Below are 18,301 nucleotides of genomic sequence, written 5' to 3' on the forward strand. Positions count from 1 at the left end.
ACGTAAGTTAAAAAAGTCCTGTTTTAAATTTTACGGATCTAGATGGGGTATTGTAGAAGGCATAACTAATAAAGAAAATGCTTTAAATAATAATACACGACTAGAAAACACAATGAATCTTGTAAAAAAACTAGGAGCAATCACTTTTGAAATAGATAAACTTGATGCCTATTTTGAAGTTGCTACTGTGACAAGTACCACTTACCTATCAAAATTTTTATTCATCACTTGAAGCTATAAACGTTCCTTCTAATTTTGTACTCAAAATGACTGATAATACAGTTTTAAGAGTGCAACCCAATAGTAGAAAAAACTATGTGTTATTAGCAATACGTGAAGTATCTAATAGTAAGGTTTATGGAGGGATTCGTATTGGTGATCGCTTAAAACATGATGATCATTCTCAACCGGGGCCACATGCATTTGGACATGTAATGATGATTCATGGAGCTAATAATGTAGAGGTTAATGGTGTTACTATGAAATATGGTTTGGGCGATGGTCTGCATATAGCCAGTATTGGATTTACCTTTGAAGCTGGTTATGTACCATCTAAAAATATAAAAGTAACCAATTGTATATTTGATAGTAATAGACGAAATAATGTGTCTATAACAGATGGGTTTGATATTGATATCGACAAAAATACATTTTTGAGGGCAGGTATCGACCTTCCTAACTCTGAAGGGAAAGCCCCTGGTTTTGCTCTTGATATTGAAGCATCTAGGGCATCTGTAAATGGTGAGCTAGTATTTTATGAAGATGCACATCATATCACCATTAGAAGCAATGTAGAAAAAGATAGTAAATATGGATCATTTATAGTTGCCATTGGACATGATGTTACTATAGAAAATAATAAAACTGAAAAAGCTATATCAATAGGTGCAGGATACAATGTCACAATTTCTGATAACGAATTGACAGCTAATCCCAATAACAAAAGTAGTGCTGGTATCGTAACAGGGCACCCTGATGCCAAAGATACTTACAACAATGTGATTTCTAATACTACAATAAAAGGATATAACGTTGCTATTGCTGCTTACCAAAGGGATACAGAAATTTATGGAAATAATATTATAGATTTTGATATTGGTATACAACCAAAAAACATCAAAAATTATGAAATCTATAATAATACATTTACAAGTACGGTAAGTAATAGTATCGGTATTTTTGGGAACCTAACTACTATGGAGAATGTAAATATTTATGAAAACAATTTAAAAAACGTGGCTCGTGAAAGTTTTAAGTTCGTAGCAGTAAATGAAGGTGTAGAAGCAGAAAATTTCAAAATAACAGTAAGAAATAACCAACTTGCAAATTCTGGAACATTTAGTCGTTCTAATGGTATAGACTTTATGAATAATCAAACAAAAGAAGGTATCATATTTATCAATGCCAAAAATATGAGCGTATCTGGTAATAATATAGAATCAACAGGGCAAGATGCAATTAGAATAAAAGAAGGTTGTAGTAATCTAACAATACAATCCAATACAATAAAAGTAATTGGTAACAACTTGGATTGTATTGATCAAACATCTGGAGGAACTAATATTACTATAAGCAACAATACTTAACCAGAAATCATTTTTGTTGTTATTAAGACGAAAAGGTCCAGGGTTTGTAACTCTGGACCTTTTTTTATTCAACAAATATATAAAGGTTACTTATTTTATTAGAAGATTAAGACATTCCTTCAAAAATATTAAACTTGGTATGATACTTTATAATTTTAGGTTTATTAGAAATCCATTAGATTTGTATGAACCGTCTAGAATTAAATAGTAATTACTATGATACCTTTTTAATTACCTATCAATTAAAAAATTGAATAAAGATGAAAGTTACTGCCGAAAAAAATGAAAAGGTTGCCAATATGATATTTGCATCCATTTATCCACTTTACCTGAGTAAATTAGAAAAAAAAGGTAGAACAAAAGAAGAACTCAACCAAGTAATTACATGGTTTACTGGTTTTGATCAAGATACTTTACAAGCACTTATTGATGAAAAAGTAACGTTTAGAACATTTTTTCAAAAAGCTAAAATAAATCCAAACGCACACTTGATTAAAGGAGTCGTTTGTGGGTATAGAATTGAAGAAATAGAGGATGAATTTGAAGTGTATAAACAATGTAGGCGCATGGAAAAGCTGATTGATGAATTGGCAAGAGGTCGTAAAATGGAAAAAATTTTACGTGAAGAAAAAAAGTAGAAACTGGTACCAACAAACCTAAACTGAATTAAAGCGCAGTATAGCCAGAACGTTAGCCACAAATTAAAAAAACTTTATAAATGAAAATTAAACCATACCCAGAATTTAACGAAGTTTTTGATTTTGATATAGATTATTATTTACAGACATTTTATGAATTCTCTATAAACAAAAGCTAAACTTTCAGCTTAATAATCAATTTGGGGCTTTTAGAAGTGTAATAGAGATTGGTCGAATAATGAAGAAATAAGCCCAATTGTATATGATGAAAACACCGATGAACTAAAAGACACTGAACCATTATGATAAACCAAAAATCAAAAATATAAATTCGTTTCAGGTAATTGATAAAATAGTTGGTTTTAAATTTTTTACTGAAGGAAATGATACAGTATTATTTTATGATGATGCTGGTAAAATATTAAGTTTAAATTTATATTCGTAAAAATATCTGGTAACAAAGTATCTAAATTACAACTCTTTTTCATCGCTACGCTTCATATACAATCGTTGCAGGTAATTAGGAAAAATCAGTAAATGAATGAATCGCGAAATCATAGACATAAATGATTGTACAATTTTATTGGAAGAAGCTTCTACCAATAAAACTTTGGTGGACTCATGTTATTTTGACGAACCTGTTATCGCTATTGCCTTTTATGGTGCAGGAGATGTTAGTCTTAAAATTAAATACAAAGGCAAGACAAAAGAATTTCAACATACTAAAGGTATGGTTCTCTCATTTTATGCTGATGAAAAGGTAGAGTTCGAACATTTTGTTTCAGACCAAAAACCGTTACAATGCTTGGTGATAGCAACCGCCATTAAAAACTTAGACAAGTTACCCAATGGAGAAGGACAATTTTTAGAACAGTTTTTGTCGCAACTGGTACACCCAAAAGATCATTATGTAGAAGGCCCTGTATTTAAGATGACTCCAGAAATGTTTCTATTGGTAGAACAATTCTTCAGCAATTCTTATGAAGGTGAAATTAAAATGATGTTCTACAAAAGCCATATGACCGCTTTACTTTCACATTATTTTGGGCAATTAGCAAATCAACAATCCACCAAAATAGATACGGCAAAACTTAAACAAATTAACCTAGCTCAAGAAATTTTATTATCCGATTTTGAAAACCCACCTTCCTTAACCGAACTTGCCCATAAAATTGGAACCAATACCAATAAACTCAAAAAAGAGTTCAAAGCTCAATTTGGCGTTCCGGTGTTTAAATACTTACAGAATGAACGTTTAAAGAAAGCCTATAATCTAATTAAGAATGAGCAAAAGACCATTCAAGAGGCTGCTTGGGCTGTGGGTTATGATAGTTTAGGTTCTTTTTCTAATGCCTTTGAAAAAAAGTTTGGTTATAGACCTAGTCAAGTATAAATTCTTTTCGAATAAATCATAATTCTTTCTAAATAAGTCCCTGATTCACGACAGCTATAGATTTGTATCATAATTTAAAATCAAAGATTATGATACATAATAAACTACTTAGCATTGTATGCGCCATTTTAGTCTGGATTTTAGGCGTTAGCTTTTACCTCGCATCGTTTTATGTTCGCATTCTGGAAAATCCAGAGCAACAAGCCAATATCGTACTTGCATTAGTCATTATCCCTAGTGCTTGTTTTGGAACTTATTTGTTCTATAAAAATGGGTTCCTAAAACCATCTACACTGGCACTTACGTTTGTAATCGTAGCTATTACATTAGATACATTGATAACAGTTCCTGTATTTATAATTCCAAACGGTGGTAGCTATTCGTTTTTTTTCGGAGACCCTATGTTTTATACCATTGTAGTTGAGTTTTACTTCATTGTATTGTATTACGGGAACCATTTAACTCAAAAATTAAAAGTATGAAAAACGCTATTTTCTTTACAACTGTTTTATTGAATGCACTTTCTGCAGGTTTTTTCCTCGCTTGGTCAGTTTCGGTCATATTAGGAACGAAAAAAGTAAGTGATTTTACTTACTTAGAAACCATGCAAAACATTAACAGAGAAATCCTAAACCCTGTATTCTTTATAGTATTCTTCGGAAGCCTGATTACATTGATTATAAGCACTTATGTGCAATTTAATAACAAACCTGTGTTTTGGCTGGTCTTGGCATCAGCAATCATTTATCTAATTGGCACTTTTGGAGTTACTGCCTTTGGCAATGTTCCTTTAAACAACAAATTAGATGCATTCAATATTACCAAATTTAGTGCATTAGAGTTAAAAAATTTCAGGACCTATTATGAAAGTACATGGAATCATTATCATAGCATTCGAACTATTTCTGGTATGATTTCATTCGTATTATTACTTATAGCATCATTTATTCAAAAAACATTTTAAAACAACACATTATGAAAACAAACATTTTGGTTATTGGAGGAACCGGTAAAACTGGTCGTCGAGTTGTAGAACAATTACAAAATAAAGGCATTGAACCTAGAATTGGCTCAAGGCAAGCATCTCCAAGCTTTGATTGGAATAATAAAGATACTTGGGTAAATGCCTTAAACGGTATTGAAAAAATGTATGTTACCTATTATCCAGACTTGGCTGTTCCTGGAGCAAAAGAAGCTATACAGAGTTTAATTCATTTATCTAAAAAACTTGGTGTAAAAAAAATAGTTTTGCTTTCAGGAAAAGGTGAAACCGAAGCAGAAGCTTGTGAAAAAATTGTAATGGATTCTGGGATGCAATATACCATAGTTAGAGCTTCTTGGTTTAACCAAAATTGGAGCGAAAGTTTCTTTTTAGAACCTATTCTATCGGGTGAGGTAGCATTACCCATGTCTGATGTTTTAATTCCATTTGTAGATACCAATGATATTGCCGAAGTTGCTGCCAATCTCCTATTGGATGATACATATAATGGTGAGATCATTGAGGTAACAGGACCAGAATTAATTACTTTTAAGGATATCATTAACATCATTTCAAAGACCAGCAACAGAGATTTAAATTTTTATGACATCACATTAGAACAATATATAGATGGCATGAAAAAAATGCAAATACCAAATGATGTTGTTTGGTTAATAGATTATTTATTTAGTCATGTATTAACTAACCCAAAAAACCAACAGGTTGTTAATGATATAGAGCAAGTTTTAGGTAGAAAGGCAAAAACATTCTTAGAATATGCAGAAGAAACTGCTAAAACTGGGGTTTGGAGTCAAGTTAAAAACAACATAAACACCTGAAAATAAACATATAATTGTTAGTAATTTCCAAAAGAGTCTATAATTTCAAAACGTTTTTTGAAATATCAATCCCGTAATAGATCGTATCGTTACTTAAGTTACTAAAGGAATAATCTAAACATATAACAACTATATAAAATCAAACCTTAGCCTCACATAATTAAACAAAATTAAGGTAGAAAAAGAGAGAGGATTATCTATGTTGACGAAGTTTGAAACTTCTATTTGCATCTAATCGTAATCCTCTCTTTTATTCTTTCTGATAACTTCTTAACTTTACTATCTTTTCAAACTTAAGAAGTGTTTAGATCATTTGTCATCTTTGGTAGGTAAATTGAACACAGAAAGACGTTGCCAACAATTAAATGAAACATCCCCTAAAACAACATATTGAAGAAATAATTAAGCTAACAGAAGAAGAGTTTGATTTTATCTTGAGTCATTTCGAAAAAACAACGAAACGTAAACATCAATATATTTTACAAGAAGGTGAAACTGCTGATAAGGAATATTGGGTAGTAAAAGGTTGCTTAAAAAGTTACTATTTGGATGAAAACGGAAAAGAACATATTTTACAGTTCGGAATGGAAAATTGGTGGATAACTGATTATGAGTCTTTTGTAAAACAATCTAAATCAAAAATCAATATTGATTGCATAGAAGATTGTGAGCTACTATATATAACATTTGAAAACAGGGAAAAACTCACTAGAGAATTGCACAAAATGGAACGATTCTGGGCAAAGAAAAGTAAATTTGGTAGAATAGCACTTCAAAACAGAATCTTATCGTTACTAAAAAACTCTTCAAAAGAACGATATCAATTACTACTAGAACAATATCCAAAACTTTTTCAAAGAGTACCTAAAAAACTTATAGCTTCCTATTTAGGTGTTAGTAGAGAAACATTAAGTCGATTAAATTCGTAATAGAAATTTCTTTAGCGTGTGACATTTATCACAAATAAATAGTGACAATGGTCCTGTGGCCCCTCCTACCCTTTTTTGACATTTGTATCATAATAATTTTAAAAAATTAAATGATATGAACACTTTAGAAAAATTTAAAAACAAGGATATCGGATTACTCTTACAAAGGCTAAGTATTGGCATTCTTATTTTATTACACGGCATTGCAAATTTCACCTCTAATTATTCATTCATCAAAAGTTTACTAAACGATATTGGTATTCCAGATTTTGTTGCATATTCGGTTTTTATAGGCGAAATAATAGCACCAATACTAATTATCATTGGTTGGAGAGCACGATTAGCAAGTTTAATTTTAGGATGTAATATGCTAATTGCTATTCTATTAGCGCATTCAGCAGATATTTTCACCCTAAATCAATTTGGAGGTTGGGGAATAGAACTACAAGGCTTATATCTATTTGGTACTATAGTCATCTTTTTCTTGGGAGTAGGAAAATATGCAGTATCAACCACTTCGAAATGGGATTAATTCTTAAAACTCAAATTTTAAAATCATTAAAACAAATTATGCCGTACATCAATATAAAAGTTACAGAAACCAATGTAACAAAAGAACAAAAAAGACTTTTAATCGAAGGAGTAACTCAATTATTAGTTAACGTTTTAGACAAAAGTCCCGAAACTACACATATTGTAATAGATGAAATACCTTTTGAAAACTGGGGATTTAATGGAAAACAATCATCAGAAATTAACAAATAATCCAATATATATGAAGAACATTGAAGAAATTAATGATCTAATTAATAATTACATTGAAGGTATTTTTTATGGAGATGTAATAAAACTAAAAGCATGTTTTTATAAAAACACATGTATACATGGGCATATCAAAGGGGTTAACTATGTAAAAACTGTAACAGAATATCTAGAAAGTGTAAAAAACAGAAAAAGCCCAAAAGATGTAAACGAGGTTTTCAACATGAAAATCATTGGGATAGATAGTACCTATAAAATAGCCATGGTAAAAGTACATATGCCAATGTTAGGTTATAATTATTATGATTATTTATCTCTTTTTAAAAGAAATGATGCTTGGGAGATAGTTAATAAAGTATTCATTCATGTAGAGTAGTCTAATCCTACTTTGTTATTTTTAATCAATAGATTTTAGATTAAATACATTTTAAGGAAAATACAGTTTACATCCCTCTAAATCTACCTTCAGAAGGGAGACTTAAAACCTCTTCCTTTGAAGGAAGATTGCGATGGATGTTTTATAAAAATCCTAAAATAACAAAGTAGAGCTAATTTCTAATTGAGCAGATAACTGTTATAACATCATATAAAATTAAATACTGGGTTCTAACTTACTTGGTTTGTTCTATTTTTAGTAAGTTACATAACCAAAAAGAAGGGGTTAATCGCTTGGATGATGAAATCACCTCAAGTTAGATTTCAGAAAAAATGTAAAGAACGCCATACTGAATAACTCAAATGAAAGCTAAACTTATAACCATAGTATTTTTGATCTTACTAGGAATTTCTTTCAAAACGATTGAAAAAGAAAATGGTTCTATTAAAAAAATAAAAATTGAATGGGTAAAAAATCTTAAAGGAGATTTTTCTTTCAAAGAAGAATGGAGTTATCCTGAATGTGTTTTTAAGAACAAATTTGGGCAATTAACTTGCGATGGAATTTGCCCACCAGAAATATACCAAATGAAAGATAAATCAGGGAGGATTTATAAAGATTCATTACAAGCATTTTATAAAATAGTCGATACTACGCATATGTCCCATTCTTTAAAATCAGAAAATAGAATGTATGAATATGTAGGAACCAATTTTATCAACTTTGAAAAACAGAAAAATGGAATAATAAAAGGAGAGTCATTAACAGGTGTTTCTACACATAGTAAATTGATGATAGAAATAGAAAACAACTATTGTTCTGCTTGGGTTGATTTTAATAGTATTAGAGATTTAGGACAAAATACGTTTCCTTTAGAAAATGAAACCATCAAAATTGATAAATTACTATTTGATAAAGGAATTATTAAGGCTGTATTTGATTTTAGTTTTAAAAATACAATAGCATCTGATGAAAAACTCTTCTGGAAAGGAAAGATCTATAGTAAAATCAAAAACTGATCTCAAATAGTATCTTTATAAAACAAATGTATCCAAATAGACCTTGACAATTTAAAATTGACCGTACTCAATAAAAAAGCTATCAGAGCAATAATAGTAAAAACTCTTAGAGGTGATAAATCAATAAAATACCAAAACACCACAAGACTTATTATCATTTGTGCCACAGCAAGTCCATAACTCACAAACATAGCCCCAAAAAAGAAACCTGTTTCTCGCTCAAATTTATAGTTACATACGAGGCATCTATCGTTCATTTTAGGAATGTTCAACAATAGGATACTTCCCTTATTTTTAAAAATATTTCCTTTTTTGCATTTCGGGCACTTACACTTCATAGTATCAATAACTCTACTCATAACATAGGATTTATTATACTGCAAAATTAAGACCTAAAATTACTTTTATTACTGTAAAATATACACCATTTTTTGTACTTTTAGGACATTTTCATGAAAATCCCTGTTCTAAATATTAGTCAATTTAATGAATCTGTATCGCTCAACGATGTGTACATTAATTCTTTTTCGAATCATATACAACTCAACAAGAATTTAATCGACAAACCTCATAGTCATAATTTCTATCTCTGTGTACTCTTTACTGAAGGCACAGGTATACATGAAATTGATTTTAATTCTTATACTATAACACCGGGTAAGGTATTCTTTCTAAAACCAGGGCAAACACATTTTTGGAAATTTGAAACACAACCCGAAGGATTTATCTTTTTCCATTCTCTAGAATTTTATGAATTAAAGTTTTTAGAGCATAAACTACATTCATTTCCATTTTTTTATTCATATCAAAACCCTCCTGTATTAGAATTAGCCTCCAAACAGCTTTACGAATTAAATCTAAAATTTCAGGAAGCCTATACCGAATATTTACAAAATAATCTTCTAAAAGAGTTAAAAATAGTAAACTCACTAAACAGCATTTATATAGAATTAACAAGAGCTTATACAGTAAATATCAATTTAAAAAAACTTAATTCTTCTAATTATACTAACATACTAGAAACATTAGAAAATTTAATAAACACCCATTTCTATAAAGAGAAATTCCCCAAATTTTATGCTTATAAATTAAATATAACCACCAAACATCTTAACAGAGTAGTAAAAAAAACAATTAATAAAACTACAAGTCAATTAATTTCTGAAAGAGTAATCCTAGAAGCAAAAAGATTGATTGTACATTCTCAAGACGATTTATCAAATATCGCATATACACTCGAATTCTCTGACTATGCCTATTTTTCAAAATATTTTAAGTCAAAAACTGGTATGACTCCATTAGACTTTCGGAAAAAGTACGATAATAACATTTTATAAAACTAGTTACTGTACTCCCCTACTTACATGTTTAATATTTGAATTGTATTTATTAGATTCGATGATAAATACAACGCTATTAAACCAGTATAAACACGATAACATTAATAGACAAAATGAAAAAAGCATTTTTAGTTTTTCAAATATTGATAATGAATTTAAGTTTTACTCAAACAACTGCGACGGAATAAAAGAGATCTCAGAAAAAAATGCGAAATGCGACCAGAAAATTGTTTTCAAACTAATATTAACATTACTTAAAATCTAAAAGTATGGTAACATTTTGCTCTGCTTAGACATATATATTAAACGTAGTACGTAATTAATAACTTTAAACCGAATCTAGTTGGGAATAATTTGCGAATTATATAGAATTAATGACTCAAAAATTGAAGAGTTGAAAAAATTAGATCACGAAGTAGCTGAAGAGTATCTTGATGAGAATTACGCTTACGTTCATGGAAAATATCATAAACAAAATGATACGGTTTTCTCAATGGATAAAGGGTGGGGAATTACTCTCTTCTTGATTCAAGAATGTGATAATTCTACAGGCAAAATTTTAGATAAATTAAATGACCGATTTATAAAATCTAATGATGTCAAATTAATAAATAAAATATTAGAATCTATACAAATTGAGGATTTGAAAAATGTATATGACAAAGAAAAATTAATTAAAAATCATGTTTACGGTGCCAAATACGAAGTACATTGGGAATATATAAATAATTATCATTTAAAATTGTACAAGTCTGGATTTAAACGAGCTTCCGAGTTAAATGACGGGATAGCAATAAATTATAGTTAAAAAGAAAACAACATATTACAATATTTGAGCTATGAAAAAACTTACTTACTTTTTATTTCTACTATCAACTCTTGCAATAAGTCAAAATAATGGGTTTATTGAAGTAGAGGTAAGAGATTCCATAAGAATTGATCCTATAAGTTTTATTTATGAAATTTCCATTGACGATTCTAAATTTTTAAGATATGAAGAAGATGGAACTAGAAATGATATCGAAGCCAGAAAAAAACTAAATGAGAAATACGTAGAGTTAGGTTCATTTTTAAAATCAGGAGGTTATCAAACAAAAAACCTAAATAAACAAAATTATGAATTACATAGTTATGTTGGTTTTTTAAAACTGGGATATGCAGTTAAACTCAAAAGCGCAGAAGAGTTGGATAAACTCCTAACAGAATTAAAAAAACTAGATTTTGTTAGAGCTTCAATTGGGGAATTTGAATTACCTGAGGAGTCTGTTTCTAATAAAAGGCTTTTTAAAAAGCTTATGGAAAAAGCATTCTCAAAAGCAAAAACTATAGCAGAACTTTCAAAGCTTAAATTAGGTAGAATTGTAGAGTTTAAAGAAGTTCGGGAAATAGATAACATCTCTTTTAATTTAATGGACATCTATGTGAAATCCCAAGAAAAAAGAACAATAGGTAATACCAACGGAACTTTATACGCTCTAAGTTGGAAAGCAGCGGTTATTAAATTCGTTGTAGAATGATACTGCATACAATACTATATATTATTTAAAAACAATAACGGTTTGAGTCATAACTCGAACCGTTTTTTTATTTAGAAGGTATACACCTAATTGTTATGGCTTATTTCATGTGAATTCATTACTTTTAATGTCAAACATCGTTATCAACCCTAATAGACCTCTGCTTTGAAGATTAAAAGATTCTGGAAACGAATTTTGGTAGTACTAATTTTAGTTCCTACTATATTGATAGGTGCTCTAATGTTATACATTCAGAGTAACCAATCTGAAATTATTAAAGGAGAAATCGCAAAACTAAACGAAGAACACAAAGGGCTGATTCGTATTGGCGAAAGTAAATTATCTCTTTTTGGTAACTTTCCGTACATCTCTATCAAGGTGTATGATGTGCAAATTTTTGAAACAAAAGAAAACAATGCCCCCATCATCATGGATGTAAAAGATATCTACATAGGCTTTAACCTATGGGATATGCTAGGCGGCAATTATGATATCCAATCTTTATTCGTTGAAGAAGGTGTTTTTAATATTGTTATCCACGAAAATAATACAACGAATATTCAAAACTCTTTAGCAAGCACTTCTGAAACAGAAACTCCGGCTACCAATATTCATCTCAAAAAAATTAAACTCAAAAACCTGGATATACATACCTTAGATGAAGCTACCAATACAGATGTAGAAAAATTTATCTATACAGGTAAAGGTGGTTTTAGCCAAAAAGATAGTGTTATTGCAGGTCATATCGATACCGATCTTGAGTTAAATGTAATCAAAGACGGAGACACTACTTTTATCCGTAAAAAACATTTTGAAATTCATACCGACCTGGTATTTAATGAATACACTGGTATTCTGGATATATCACCCTCGGGTATTGCTATGGAAAATGGTGATTTTGAATTAGAAGGTTCTATAGACACCAAAAATGATGTAGATCTTGACCTTTCTATAAAAGGAACCAAACCTAATTTTGATATGCTCATCGCATTTGCTCCCGCAGATGTAATACCTGTATTAGAAAAATACAAAAATGCTGGTGAAATCTATTTTAACGCAAGTATCCAAGGGCCTGCCAATAAAGGAAATAGACCTTTTATCAATGCCAAATTTGGGGCCGGAAAAGCCTTTCTAGAAAATACGGCAAGAGAGAAAAGGATAGATAATATGGGTTTTAATGGTCATTTTACCAATGGAGAAAATAGAGATGCCAGTACTATGGAGTTTTCTCTAACCGATATGACCGCGACTCTGGAAAAGGGGGAATTTAAAGGGGCTATTTTTGTAAAGAATTTTGACTCTCCAGAAGTTGATATGCAAATAGATTCGAATTTTAATCTCGATTTTATTGCAGAGTTTTTAGAACTGGAGCAAGTACAAGAGGCCTCTGGACAAGTTTCGCTCAAAATGAATTTTCACGATATTATTGATATTGATAACCCAGAAGTAGCCTTACAAAAACTCAATCAAGCCTACTTTGCAGAATTGATTGTAAAAGACTTGAGTTTAATAGCCGAAAAACTTCCTGCTCCCCTGCATGATCTAAATGTGCATTTAGTCATGAATGGTAAGGAAGCTACCCTGAAACAGTTCGAATTATTACTAGGAAAATCGGATCTATCCATAACCGGTTTTCTTTCTGACTTACCTGCCGTTATACATCATACCAACATCCCGGTAGAAACGCATTTAGATATTGCTTCCAAATACTTAGATATTGCCGAACTAACCCGTTTTTCAAAACAAGATACTACCAAAACTGGTTTCGACGAGCAAATAAAAGATTTAAGCCTGGGGCTTTCTTTTAAAGCTTCTGCAAAAGATTTTACAGAATCTGCCTATTTACCAAAAGGTGAATTTTTTATCGATAGCTTGTATGCAGACCTAAAACATTATCCGCATAAACTACATGATTTTCATGCCGATGTATTAATAGATGACAAAGACTTAAAAATAGTAGATTTTACGGGGTATATAGATGATAGTGATTTTCATTTTGACGGTTTAATACATGATTATGCTTTTTGGATGCAACCCGAACTTAACGGAGATGTAGATTTGGATATCAATATTACTTCTAAAAAATTACGACTAGAAGATGTCTTTTCATATAAGGGTGAGAATTATGTTCCAAAAGAATACAGGCACGAAATTTTTGATGATTTAGCATTACATTTTGCTTCTAGTATGCATTATAAAGATTCTGCTTTACACTCTATCGATTTGGCTTTAGATAAGTTAGATACAAAAATGGAAGTACATCCGCTTCGCTTTCATGATTTTAGAGGAAATATACATTATGAAGACCAACATATTGTTATAAAAGACTTTCATGGAGAAATAGGAAACACTAACTTTAATTTTGATTTAAACTACTATTTAGGAAAAGATCCAGAAATAAAGAAAAGAGATAATTACCTGGCAGTAAAGGCTAACTATATTGACTTTGACGCGCTTTTCAATTTTGATTTAAGTCCACCAAAACCTGCTGCAGGTGTTACTTCAAAAACTGCAGATGTTCAGGAACATGCAGAAGCCTTCAATTTATACGAGTTGCCATTTACCGATATGCAGTTTAAAGCAGATATCGCTCACTTTATATACCATAGAATAGATCTTCAAAATATCATAGCAGATTTAAGAACAACTCCCGATCATTACATTTATATAGATACGTTACATATGAACGCTGCAGGAGGGAATATTCGATTAAATGGATATTTCAATGGTAGTGATCCAAAACATATCTACATGCAGCCGGATTTGGTGATGAATAATGTTGATCTGGATAAACTGTTATTCAAATTCGAAAATTTTGGGCAAGACCATCTCGTTTCAGAAAATTTACAAGGAAAACTTACCTCTAGAATTAAAGGTAAGATTAGAGTATATCCGGATATGGTACCAGATCTGGATCAATCCACCATAGAAATGGATGTAAAAGTATTAAACGGAAGGTTAAAAAACTATGATCCCATGCAGGCACTTTCGGACTATATGGGTGATAAAAACCTGCAAAACATTCGGTTTGACACTTTACAAAATAGCTTGGATATAAAGAAAGGTAAGATTACTATTCCTGCAATGAGGATCGAATCTACTTTGGGTCATATAGAATTGTCAGGCACCCATGATAACGATCAAAATATTGATTATTATGTGCGTATTCCCTGGAAAACCGTAAGAAAAGCTGCATGGCAAAAGTTATTTGGAAAAAAGAAGGATAGTATTAGCGGTGAACCACAAGAAGATGAGATAGTAGAAGTAGATCCTAATGAAAAAATAAAGTATCTTAATCTAAAGATCAAAGGGAGCATAGATGACTACAAGGTATCATTGGGAAAGAAAAAAGAAAAGTAATAGCCGATTTTGAAATTTTACTAGCTAGTTAAAAAACAACTTATTCATTTAGATTGGTCTTGCTCTGATGTATATCTTTATGATTAACCACAACAAAATTATCACTTTATACATGAATGTAGTTACCAGAAAATCCGAAGTTAAAGAATACCTGCGTAGTTGTATTTCGGCTTATCAGGAAAATGGAGTATCTGCATGCGTATTAACACTTAGCAATCAAATACTAAACAGAAAAGTAAAATTCCCATTACTAGAATTTTGCGCACATGAACTGTCGCAAACCATAAAAGAAAGTGAGCAAATTTTGTTGTGTGATAAGATAGAAGCTTTAAAAACAGAAGGCGGTAATGTTATTCTCGGTATCATGCTACAGAATAGACTCGAAAATCATTTCCAGGAATCTATTGACAAGGCTACCGAATATACCTCGAAAGCTACTATTTGGTATGTATGTGATATCATAGGCGAAAGACTTTATGGCTATGCAATGCTGCACTACTCTACTAAAACCATCCCCGAAATACAAAAACTTTCTACTCATCCAAAAAGATGGGTCGTACGCTCTTTGGGTGCCGGAGTGCATTATGCGGTTAGAAAAGGATTAGATAGACAAAATATATCTTCTTTGTTTATGATTTTGATGTCTAAGGCAAATAGTAAAGATAAGGAGATCAGACAAGGTATAGGATGGGCTGCAAAAACAACCGCAAGGTATCACCCTGATATTATTGAGCAGTTTGATGAAGAAATTCGAAACCAGGAAAAAGTAGCCAACTGGTTTAGAAGAAAAATTGCTATAGGACTAGAAAGAAATGAGTATGATAAAAGAAATTGAGGTTACGTCTGTCCTAAACAAGACAAAGAAAAGAGACCCTTGGTTTTTAGATGACTATACCTTCAATCCGTATAGTAGTTGCTCATTTAATTGTCTGTATTGTTATATCAGAGGAAGTAAGTATGGTACTAATCTAGAAAAAAAACTATCGGTTAAGACTAATGCAATCGAATTATTAGATAAACAATTGGCAAATAGAGCCAGGAAAGGGCAATATGGAATCATTGTACTGTCATCTGTAACTGATCCATATCTTCAAATTGAGAAAGAATATAAGCTAACCCAGCAGGCTTTAGAAGTCATTCTAAAACATAAATTTCCGGTTCATATCATCACCAAGTCAGATATGATATCTCGTGATTTTGAATTATTAAAAGAAATAGAACAAAATGCCATACTCCCATCGGATTTATCACAATTAAAAAAGGGAGTCATCATTAGTTTTTCGTTCTCGACCATACAAAACAACATAGGTAAAATCTTTGAACCTGGAGCTCCCCTACCTACCAAAAGAATAGAAGCGCTTCGACATACCATTAATCAGGGATTTCTAACAGGTGTAAGTTTTATGCCCTTGATTCCGCACATAACAGATACTTCAGAACAACTACATCAATCTTTCAAATTATTCAAAGATATAGGTGTTGACTATATTTTTCCAGCCACAATAACTTTGTTTGGAAATGGAAAAGCAGACAGCAAAACGCTTATCTTTAATGCCATAGAAAAATACTACCCAGAACTACTAGAGAAGTACAAAAAGTTTTTTGCTACAAGCACACAAATGCCTGCCTATTATCAAAATGCATTTCGAAAAAAAATGAATGAACTTTGCCAGGAATATGGATTACATAATGATATTATCAAAGCAGCCGTTAGCAAGTATACTTCATAGTCGTATACTGGGTGATTGTGCTACAACTTAATATTAGTAACAATTATAAAGAAAAACATTCGTTCTAGATTTTACAAACTAAGATGTACACTTATGAAAGTTTTTCTACCCGATTTCTTAAGTAGTAAAAATACCGTTCCCAAAAAAATAGTATTGCTATTACCGTTATTATGTTGCTTGTACAATGTAAACGCTCAGGTACTATTTAGAATAGAACCTGGATTTCTTATTGAAAATGAATCCAAAAATTTAGGGCTATTACTCAATATTGAACCTAAAGTTCAAATTTCTGAAAATAGCATCATTGGATTGAGGTTTGGAATTGCATTAAATTCACAAAAATTTAAAAATATCGACAACTCTCAATTTCTTATCGATAACCAAGACAATTATGCAGTTATTTCCTTTGTACCGACCTATGATTATTTTTTTAATAAAAATAAATATCGCCGCCCTTACCTTGGGTTAGGTTTAGGATACTATTTACTTTTTGATGATTTAGATGTTTTGACTCCAAACGGTTCTAGAGAGGTAATAAAAGGAAGTACCAAAAATCAATTAGGTGTTTTATTAAGAGGTGGACTTGAGGTAGGTACTATTAGATGTGGATTAGAATATAATCTCATTAACAAAGCTGATATTGAAATGCCAAATGGACAAAAAATTGGAGTAGTAAATAACAATTACCTTGGACTATCCATTGGATTTATAATTGGTCGCAAGAAAAACTAAAAGTTTGACTGTTTTCTATACTAGATGATTGACCAAGTAACTATTCGCACAAGGCGTTATTTTTATTTTAGCACCTTTTAAAACAAATCTGCCAAAACCTTATTTCCCTTACTATTTAAATGCCCATTAGACACAAAATAGTTTTTCAAATCATCTGGAAAATCAATCACATCTATAGATACCTTGGGAGTCTTGTAAGCATAAGAATGAATACCGTTTACTTTGATTCTACCCAAATTGTTAATCACAATTATTCTTATTTCCTGGTCGTAGTTTTCTTGTATGATATCATTAAGCCCATAAAAATTAGGATAAATTATGGTAGCGCATTAAAGGTAAACTTTTCTGTAATGTCCAATAAAACATGTTAATTAACAGTTATTTCTCACAAAATAAGTCCTGTAATAGTATACAATCAATGAGAGTACTCCTTGAAAATCTAGCAGCAATTATAGAAAGCATACCTGCTTTGGGTTTGACTATGAATAATGGTTGGCCTATTTTTTTAAAGTCTTATAAAAGAAGTAATTTTTCGCATATTTTCTAATGCATATATGGCTATTCCCCCTTTCTATTGAAACCCTGTCAAAGTGTAATGATTTTTAAAAGTGTCTTAGCTGGTCAAGTTCTAATTTATTTTCGGTCAAAACCAAAAAAACAAGATAAATTTATAGTGACCTTTTACTTCGTAACGCTGCTATGAAGTTTAAAAACACTTCAATTGACCAAAAAATCATCTTTTCGTATAAATCAAAAAAGTTTACACCAGTTGGATATAAATTTCAAAATACCAGGAATTAATTTGTTAAAAATTATACCGTAAATCTATAACTTACAACTTACTGAAATAATAAATTGTTCACCTTTTTATTCATCCAAAAAACAATATTGAATTAATTTTAAAATATTTTACATTACTACAAAAAAGAAATTATTCGAATCATTTTCAAGTAAATACGGGAACATTTTTGTTTTTTAAATTTTTTTTAACAAAAATTTAACCTAATTAATCGCTATAAAACACAATATTATCGACGAAAATATGTTTTAAAATAAAGACTGTATGAAATAACATATAAAACCAAACCAAATAAATTT

General features: G+C 30.7%; 20 protein-coding genes. 18 read left to right on the plus strand and 2 right to left on the minus strand.

Features of this window, described 5'->3' with window-relative positions; all coding sequences use genetic code 11:
* Nucleotides 1-266: 266 nt before the first annotated feature.
* The 11 genes from ABW636_RS07895 (at nucleotide 267) to ABW636_RS07945 (ending at nucleotide 8,524) form a co-directional block, all read left to right on the plus strand.
* A complete protein-coding gene (locus ABW636_RS07895; RefSeq protein WP_367589424.1) occupies nucleotides 267-1,586 on the plus strand; it encodes a NosD domain-containing protein in 1,320 nt (439 codons plus the stop codon).
* A 260-nt stretch (nucleotides 1,587-1,846) separates the two neighbouring features.
* Nucleotides 1,847-2,224 (plus strand): DUF2200 domain-containing protein, encoded by a 378-nt coding sequence (locus ABW636_RS07900; RefSeq protein ID WP_367589425.1) that lies wholly within the window; start codon nucleotides 1,847-1,849, stop codon nucleotides 2,222-2,224.
* 541 nt (nucleotides 2,225-2,765) lie between these two features.
* Entirely contained in the window at nucleotides 2,766-3,617 is an 852-nt protein-coding gene (locus tag ABW636_RS07905) for a helix-turn-helix domain-containing protein (RefSeq protein ID WP_367589426.1), read from the plus strand.
* Nucleotides 3,618-3,706: 89 nt separating this feature from the next.
* On the plus strand, nucleotides 3,707-4,099 hold the full coding sequence (locus tag ABW636_RS07910) for a DUF5367 family protein (RefSeq protein ID WP_367589427.1): 393 nt from the start codon (nucleotides 3,707-3,709) through the stop codon (nucleotides 4,097-4,099).
* Complete coding sequence (locus ABW636_RS07915) at nucleotides 4,096-4,581, plus strand: anthrone oxygenase family protein (protein ID WP_367589428.1); 486 nt, start codon at nucleotides 4,096-4,098, stop codon at nucleotides 4,579-4,581. The genes ABW636_RS07910 and ABW636_RS07915 overlap by 4 nt, the downstream gene beginning before the upstream one ends.
* A gap of 11 nt (nucleotides 4,582-4,592) precedes the next feature.
* A complete protein-coding gene (locus ABW636_RS07920) occupies nucleotides 4,593-5,438 on the plus strand; it encodes an NmrA family NAD(P)-binding protein (protein WP_367589429.1) in 846 nt (281 codons plus the stop codon).
* 365 nt (nucleotides 5,439-5,803) lie between these two features.
* Nucleotides 5,804-6,367 (plus strand): Crp/Fnr family transcriptional regulator, encoded by a 564-nt coding sequence (locus ABW636_RS07925; protein WP_367589430.1) that lies wholly within the window; start codon nucleotides 5,804-5,806, stop codon nucleotides 6,365-6,367.
* Between the two features lie 115 nt (nucleotides 6,368-6,482).
* A complete protein-coding gene (locus tag ABW636_RS07930; RefSeq protein WP_367589431.1) occupies nucleotides 6,483-6,899 on the plus strand; it encodes a DoxX family protein in 417 nt (138 codons plus the stop codon).
* Nucleotides 6,890-7,132: a tautomerase family protein gene (locus ABW636_RS07935; protein ID WP_367589432.1), complete on the plus strand. Its 243-nt coding sequence runs from the start codon at nucleotides 6,890-6,892 to the stop codon at nucleotides 7,130-7,132. Before ABW636_RS07930 ends, ABW636_RS07935 begins: the two co-directional genes overlap by 10 nt.
* Before the next feature lie 10 nt (nucleotides 7,133-7,142).
* Complete coding sequence (locus ABW636_RS07940) at nucleotides 7,143-7,505, plus strand: nuclear transport factor 2 family protein (protein ID WP_367589433.1); 363 nt, start codon at nucleotides 7,143-7,145, stop codon at nucleotides 7,503-7,505.
* 362 nt (nucleotides 7,506-7,867) lie between these two features.
* A complete protein-coding gene (locus ABW636_RS07945; protein ID WP_367589434.1) occupies nucleotides 7,868-8,524 on the plus strand; it encodes a hypothetical protein in 657 nt (218 codons plus the stop codon).
* A 2-nt stretch (nucleotides 8,525-8,526) separates the two neighbouring features.
* On the opposite strand, the gene ABW636_RS07950 is transcribed toward ABW636_RS07945, so the two are convergent.
* On the minus strand, nucleotides 8,527-8,883 hold the full coding sequence (locus ABW636_RS07950; RefSeq protein WP_367589435.1) for a DUF983 domain-containing protein: 357 nt from the start codon (nucleotides 8,881-8,883) through the stop codon (nucleotides 8,527-8,529).
* Nucleotides 8,884-8,976: 93 nt separating this feature from the next.
* Here ABW636_RS07950 and ABW636_RS07955 point away from each other — a divergent pair, with 93 nt between their 5' ends.
* The 7 genes from ABW636_RS07955 (at nucleotide 8,977) to ABW636_RS07985 (ending at nucleotide 17,203) form a co-directional block, all read left to right on the plus strand.
* Nucleotides 8,977-9,861 (plus strand): AraC family transcriptional regulator, encoded by an 885-nt coding sequence (locus ABW636_RS07955; protein WP_367589436.1) that lies wholly within the window; start codon nucleotides 8,977-8,979, stop codon nucleotides 9,859-9,861.
* Nucleotides 9,862-10,207: 346 nt separating this feature from the next.
* Nucleotides 10,208-10,672 (plus strand): DUF1877 family protein, encoded by a 465-nt coding sequence (locus tag ABW636_RS07960; protein WP_367589437.1) that lies wholly within the window; start codon nucleotides 10,208-10,210, stop codon nucleotides 10,670-10,672.
* Between the two features lie 31 nt (nucleotides 10,673-10,703).
* A complete protein-coding gene (locus tag ABW636_RS07965) occupies nucleotides 10,704-11,381 on the plus strand; it encodes an SIMPL domain-containing protein (protein WP_367589438.1) in 678 nt (225 codons plus the stop codon).
* Nucleotides 11,382-11,546: 165 nt separating this feature from the next.
* The gene (locus tag ABW636_RS07970) at nucleotides 11,547-14,741 is read left to right on the plus strand and encodes an AsmA-like C-terminal region-containing protein (RefSeq protein ID WP_367589439.1); all 3,195 of its coding nucleotides are present in this window, start codon (nucleotides 11,547-11,549) and stop codon (nucleotides 14,739-14,741) included.
* A 112-nt stretch (nucleotides 14,742-14,853) separates the two neighbouring features.
* Entirely contained in the window at nucleotides 14,854-15,576 is a 723-nt protein-coding gene (locus ABW636_RS07975; RefSeq protein WP_367589440.1) for a DNA alkylation repair protein, read from the plus strand.
* The gene (locus ABW636_RS07980) at nucleotides 15,560-16,471 is read left to right on the plus strand and encodes an SPL family radical SAM protein (RefSeq protein WP_367589441.1); all 912 of its coding nucleotides are present in this window, start codon (nucleotides 15,560-15,562) and stop codon (nucleotides 16,469-16,471) included. Before ABW636_RS07975 ends, ABW636_RS07980 begins: the two co-directional genes overlap by 17 nt.
* Nucleotides 16,472-16,564: 93 nt before the next feature.
* The gene (locus ABW636_RS07985; protein ID WP_367589442.1) at nucleotides 16,565-17,203 is read left to right on the plus strand and encodes a hypothetical protein; all 639 of its coding nucleotides are present in this window, start codon (nucleotides 16,565-16,567) and stop codon (nucleotides 17,201-17,203) included.
* 77 nt (nucleotides 17,204-17,280) lie between these two features.
* On the opposite strand, the gene ABW636_RS07990 is transcribed toward ABW636_RS07985, so the two are convergent.
* Complete coding sequence (locus ABW636_RS07990) at nucleotides 17,281-17,451, minus strand: hypothetical protein (RefSeq protein ID WP_367589443.1); 171 nt, start codon at nucleotides 17,449-17,451, stop codon at nucleotides 17,281-17,283.
* Nucleotides 17,452-18,301 lie beyond the last annotated feature (850 nt).

This window comes from Aquimarina discodermiae, assembly GCF_040786235.1.
Lineage (GTDB): Bacteria > Bacteroidota > Bacteroidia > Flavobacteriales > Flavobacteriaceae > Aquimarina.

What these genes read in the sequence shown, in the direction of transcription:
- ABW636_RS07895 (WP_367589424.1), top strand. Translation starts at nt 267, where the DNA reads ATGACTGATAATACAGTTTTAAGAGTGCAACCCAATAGTAGAAAAAAC.
- ABW636_RS07900 (WP_367589425.1), top strand. Translation starts at nt 1,847, where the DNA reads ATGAAAGTTACTGCCGAAAAAAATGAAAAGGTTGCCAATATGATATTT.
- ABW636_RS07905 (WP_367589426.1), top strand. Translation starts at nt 2,766, where the DNA reads ATGAATCGCGAAATCATAGACATAAATGATTGTACAATTTTATTGGAA.
- ABW636_RS07910 (WP_367589427.1), top strand. Translation starts at nt 3,707, where the DNA reads ATGATACATAATAAACTACTTAGCATTGTATGCGCCATTTTAGTCTGG.
- ABW636_RS07915 (WP_367589428.1), top strand. Translation starts at nt 4,096, where the DNA reads ATGAAAAACGCTATTTTCTTTACAACTGTTTTATTGAATGCACTTTCT.
- ABW636_RS07920 (WP_367589429.1), top strand. Translation starts at nt 4,593, where the DNA reads ATGAAAACAAACATTTTGGTTATTGGAGGAACCGGTAAAACTGGTCGT.
- ABW636_RS07925 (WP_367589430.1), top strand. Translation starts at nt 5,804, where the DNA reads ATGAAACATCCCCTAAAACAACATATTGAAGAAATAATTAAGCTAACA.
- ABW636_RS07930 (WP_367589431.1), top strand. Translation starts at nt 6,483, where the DNA reads ATGAACACTTTAGAAAAATTTAAAAACAAGGATATCGGATTACTCTTA.
- ABW636_RS07935 (WP_367589432.1), top strand. Translation starts at nt 6,890, where the DNA reads ATGGGATTAATTCTTAAAACTCAAATTTTAAAATCATTAAAACAAATT.
- ABW636_RS07940 (WP_367589433.1), top strand. Translation starts at nt 7,143, where the DNA reads ATGAAGAACATTGAAGAAATTAATGATCTAATTAATAATTACATTGAA.
- ABW636_RS07945 (WP_367589434.1), top strand. Translation starts at nt 7,868, where the DNA reads ATGAAAGCTAAACTTATAACCATAGTATTTTTGATCTTACTAGGAATT.
- ABW636_RS07950 (WP_367589435.1), bottom strand. Translation starts at nt 8,883, where the DNA reads ATGAGTAGAGTTATTGATACTATGAAGTGTAAGTGCCCGAAATGCAAA.
- ABW636_RS07955 (WP_367589436.1), top strand. Translation starts at nt 8,977, where the DNA reads ATGAAAATCCCTGTTCTAAATATTAGTCAATTTAATGAATCTGTATCG.
- ABW636_RS07965 (WP_367589438.1), top strand. Translation starts at nt 10,704, where the DNA reads ATGAAAAAACTTACTTACTTTTTATTTCTACTATCAACTCTTGCAATA.
- ABW636_RS07975 (WP_367589440.1), top strand. Translation starts at nt 14,854, where the DNA reads ATGAATGTAGTTACCAGAAAATCCGAAGTTAAAGAATACCTGCGTAGT.
- ABW636_RS07980 (WP_367589441.1), top strand. Translation starts at nt 15,560, where the DNA reads ATGATAAAAGAAATTGAGGTTACGTCTGTCCTAAACAAGACAAAGAAA.
- ABW636_RS07985 (WP_367589442.1), top strand. Translation starts at nt 16,565, where the DNA reads ATGAAAGTTTTTCTACCCGATTTCTTAAGTAGTAAAAATACCGTTCCC.